The following is a 4,242-nucleotide window of genomic DNA, read 5'->3' on the forward strand; positions in this document are numbered from 1 at the left end:
CCGCCTGAGCCGTGGCCACCTCAAGCCCAAATGCAATTTCCACCACGTTGACGGACGCTACCCGCAAATGGCAGGACATCAGCGACACATGCTGGTCTCGATGATGTGCTCCTCTTGCCACCTCGCCCATCCGGCCATCCCCCGTGTTAGACTCCCGCTCCGAACAGGATTCGCCCTTGGGTACTGGGTTCCTGGGCGGCGAGTTGGGGCGGGGGATGCGCATGGCGAGTATCGACTGGACGAATGCGTCGGTTCTGCGCTTTGCGGGCGATCGGGATCCTGTCGAGGCCATCGAACAGGCGGCTCGCGAGGGGGTGCTTGCCGCGTTGGACGCGGGCTGGAAGGGGCCTCCCTTCAATCCCATCGCGCTCGCAGACATCCGCGGTATCCCGGTGGAGGCCAACGCAGATGTCCGGGATGCCCGGACCGTCGCGGCCGGTGGCCACATCCGAATTCAGTTCAATCCCACCCAGCCGCGCGAGAGGGTCCGCTTCTCGATTGCTCACGAGGTCGCCCACACCCTCTTTGAAGATGTAGGGGAGGCCGTCCGCCACCGGGGTGGAGACCACTCGCCCGACGACTGGCAGCTAGAGATGCTGTGCAACATCGCCGCGGCAGAGTTCGTCATGCCGGTCGGTAGCCTTGGCACGATCGACAGGGTCCGGCCGATCGAGGAACTCATGACGGACCGTCGCCGGTTCGACGTCTCGTCTGAGGCATACCTCCTCCGTGTCGGGAAGGTCGCAGCCGAACCTATCCTTGTGGTGTTCGCATCGGCTGGCGACGAAGCTGCGCCGCGCTACCGCATCGACTATGCTGTCCCGTCGCGCGGCTGGTCCACGCGTGTGAACAGGGTCTCGCCGCCGGATGACACCATCCTTCGGGAATGCACGGCGGTCGGCTTCACCGTCCGTGGGGAGGAGATCTGGCCGGGTCTCGGCCGGGTGAGCCTCGAGTGCGTCGGCCTACCAGGGTACCCTGGCCGCCTCCTCCCCCGGGTCGCCTGCCTCGTGCGACGGACCGACGGAATGACGGCACTGCGAGAGGGTATCGTTTACCTCCAGGGTGACGTCCTCCGCCCCCGTGGCGCAGGGCGGCGCATGGTTTTGATGATGGTCAACGACGCCGCCCGTCGGTGGGGTGGCGGCTTGGCCCGTGGTGCCGCGAACCGGTTTCCTCGGGCGCAAGACGAGTTCTCGGCCTGGATCACGGGAATGCCCAAGAGGGAGCGGCTTGGGCAGACCTGTTTTAGCGACGTAGGCGACGGAATCACCCTGGTCAGCCTCGTGGCACAGGAAGGCTTCGGAGCGTCGGATACGCCCCGGGTCCGTTACTCTGCCCTATCCCGTGCGCTCACCCGCGTCGCGGATGAGGCGGTGCGGCAGGATGCCTCCGTGCACATGCCTCGGCTCGCCGCAGGCGGTGCGGGCGGCAGCTGGGACGTGGTCGAGGGACTCGTGACCGACCTCCTCGTCGCTCGAGGCATTGCGACGACGGTGTATGACCTTCCGCCGAGGCGGCTCGTACCGGAGGGCGATCTCTTCGCCTGACGATGCGCTTGTCCGGAAATCCCCGCATCATCCTGCTCTCCGGGCCAATCGGCTCTGGGAAGTCCCGGCTTGCAGCTGGCTTGGTAGGGCGCCATGGCGCAAGGTTACTTCGCACCCGTGACCTGATCCGGGCAGCAAGGCCTGGAGTACCGGAGGACAGGAGGGCGCTGCAGAGGGCAGGTGCTGCCCTCGACCGGACAGATGGCGGCGAGTGGGTGAAGACGGCTCTTGCCCGGCTTCTCGACCAAATGAGCGGGGAACCGGACCCGCCGACACTTGTTGTGGTCGACGCCGTGAGGATCGAAGGTCAGGTTGCCGCCGTCCGGAGCGCTTTCGGAACCCTAGTCCATCACATCCATCTCACGGCGGGCGAGTCCGCCTTGGCGGACCGCTATGCCTCGCGTGAGGCGGCCGGTGACGAGGGGGTGGCCTTTGAGGCAGCTCGCCGTCAACGCACCGAGAAGGGTGTGGAAAAGCTGGCCGCTCTCGCGGATGTTGTCATCGAGACAGATCGATCAAACGAGGACGCGGTCCTGACCCGCGCGACGGCCCTCCTTGGGCTCTACCCGAGATCCGTCACCCCGCTTGTGGACGTGCTCGTCGGCGGACAGTACGGCAGCGAGGGCAAGGGAAACATCGTTGGTCACATCGCGCCCGAGTACGACCTCCTCGTGCGGGTCGGTGGCCCTAATGCAGGCCACAAGGTCTTCGGTGACCCTGTCCAGGTCTACTACCACCTGCCCTCTGGCTCCCGCCGAGCACCTCACGCCAAGCTCCTCCTCGGCGCTGGCGCCGTCCTCCGAATTCCGAAGCTGCTGAAGGAGCTGGGCGAGCACGGGATTGAGGCCAGCCGCCTCTCGATTGACCCTCAAGCCATGATCATCGAGGACGAGGACATTGCCAGAGAGGGGGAACTCGCGAAGGGCATCTCCTCGACCCAGCAGGGTGTCGGCTCGGCGAGCGCCAACAAGATCATGGGCAGGGCAGGCATGAACATCCGGCTCGCCCGCGACGTTCCGGAGTTGAGACCCTACCTCAGGGAGGCCCAGGAGGTTCTTGAGGACGCCTACCTCCGAGGCTACCGCGTCATGCTGGAGGGAACACAGGGCACGACGCTGAGCATGCATCACGGGCCTTACCCGTTCGTGACGTCGCGCGACACAACAGCCTCAGGATGCCTCGCGGACGCCGGGATCTCGCCCATGCGTGTCCGGCGCGTTATTATGGTCTGTCGAACCTACCCTATCAGGGTGGGTGGCCCCTCCGGCCCAATGGAGGGCGAGCTCTCCTACGAGGAGCTCGCGGCGCGGTCGGGTATCCCGATCGACGAGCTCCGCACGACGGAGACAACGACAACGACCAAGCGGCAGAGGCGTATTGCGGAATTTGATTGGGTTCAGCTCCGGCGCTCGGCCCTCCTGAACGGGCCGACAGACATCGCGCTCACCTTTGCCGATTATCTAGGAATCGGGAACCGTGGGGCTTACCGGGTCGACCAGCTGAACCAGACAACCTTGAGGTTCATCGAGGAAATGGAGCGCGTCAGCGGCGTACCTGTCTCGATGGTCTCGACGAACTTCGGCTGGCGCAACGTGATCGATCGGCGGACCTGGTGACGAAAGAAGAACTCGAGGAACTCCTCCGCGACTGTCCAGTGCTCTACCACATGGCCGAACTCGGGAGCTGGCCCTCAATCCAGCGTCACGGTCTCCTCAGCACGTCGGCGCTGCTGGATTTGTTCGCGGTGTCGGGGAGCAGGCGGACCGCCGTCGAGGCGAGGCGTCGGCCCGAGAACGTCGCCATCGAGCACCCCAAGTTGGGACGGGCCGTTATCCGTGACCAGAAGCCTATGGACGATGCCGGGCTCATGCGGTGCCTCCAAGATGGCCTCACTCCCGAGGACTGGTACAAGCTTCTCAATGATAGAGTCTTCATGTGGCTGACACGTGACCGCCTGCACCGGCTGCTGACGGCACGTCCTTACCGAACCCTTGAGCACGATGTCCTGGAACTCGACGCAGCCCCTCTCGTCGTCGCCCATCGAACGCGGGTAACTCTGAGCCCGATCAACAGCGGCGCGACAAAGCCGTTCCCGCGGGACCGGGGCAAGGACACCTTCCTGAGTGTCGAGGACTATCCCTATGCCCAGTGGCGCGGGAAGAGGAAGGCAGGCGAGCGTGCTGTCGAGCTTGCCGTTATCGGTGGCATACCGGATGTCGGACCGTTCGTCCGGCGGGTGCTTAGGATGCGCGGGGAAGAAATCGTGACCGTCCTGTATTCTCGGTAGCCGGTGCGCCCCCCGACACAGCATTAGCTAGCAGGCGGGCAATGTTGTCGAGCCTCCAAGCTTGCTAACCAGGTCTGACAGCTTCTTCCAGCCGGACGGGCGCGATGTCCGATGGATGATCAGCGAGAAGTAGTGATCTCCGCGACCACGAACTCGGTCGTCCCATCCGTGGCGGCTTCACTAGAGCTTTTCCATCTTACTCGAACGCGTAGCCTGAGTTGGCGAGGTAGTTCCTGCACTCGGCTGGGGTGAAGTTTCCGAGCAGTCGGCCGATGGTGATCCAGAGTGCCTCACGGGTGCGCGCTGCGGCCTTTCGGAGCAGCGCCTTCAGCTTGGCAAAGGCCTGCTCGATTGGGTTCAGGTCGGGGGAGTAGGGCGGCAGGTAGAGCAAGCTGGCACCGGTGG

At 64.7% G+C, this 4,242-nt stretch carries 4 protein-coding genes; 3 read left to right on the forward strand and 1 reads right to left on the reverse strand.

Translation table 11 applies throughout. The annotated features are described in order from the left end of the window. The first annotated feature begins 221 nt into the window (after positions 1–221). Genes ACFFIC_RS26715 through ACFFIC_RS26725 form a run of 3 tightly spaced genes read left to right on the forward strand, consistent with a single transcriptional unit; the run spans position 222 to position 3,837 of the window. The gene (locus tag ACFFIC_RS26715; RefSeq protein WP_377056180.1) at positions 222–1,550 is read left to right on the forward strand and encodes an ImmA/IrrE family metallo-endopeptidase; all 1,329 of its coding nucleotides are present in this window, start codon (positions 222–224) and stop codon (positions 1,548–1,550) included. Positions 1,551–1,558: 8 nt separating this feature from the next. Next, positions 1,559–3,166 (forward strand): adenylosuccinate synthetase, encoded by a 1,608-nt coding sequence (locus ACFFIC_RS26720; RefSeq protein WP_377056182.1) that lies wholly within the window; start codon positions 1,559–1,561, stop codon positions 3,164–3,166. Then, on the forward strand, positions 3,163–3,837 hold the full coding sequence (locus tag ACFFIC_RS26725; RefSeq protein WP_377056184.1) for a DUF7002 family protein: 675 nt from the start codon (positions 3,163–3,165) through the stop codon (positions 3,835–3,837). Before ACFFIC_RS26720 ends, ACFFIC_RS26725 begins: the two co-directional genes overlap by 4 nt. A 196-nt stretch (positions 3,838–4,033) precedes the next feature. On the opposite strand, the gene ACFFIC_RS26730 is transcribed toward ACFFIC_RS26725, so the two are convergent. After that, on the reverse strand, positions 4,034–4,242 hold a 209-nt coding region (locus tag ACFFIC_RS26730; RefSeq protein WP_377056186.1), incomplete at its 5' end, for a transposase.

The organism is Muricoccus vinaceus (assembly GCF_042433125.1).
Taxonomy (GTDB): Bacteria; Pseudomonadota; Alphaproteobacteria; order Acetobacterales; family Acetobacteraceae; genus Roseomonas; species Roseomonas vinacea.

Excerpts from the sequence above, each read along its gene's own strand:
- ACFFIC_RS26715 (WP_377056180.1), top strand. The coding sequence starts at position 222 with ATGGCGAGTATCGACTGGACGAATGCGTCGGTTCTGCGCTTTGCGGGC.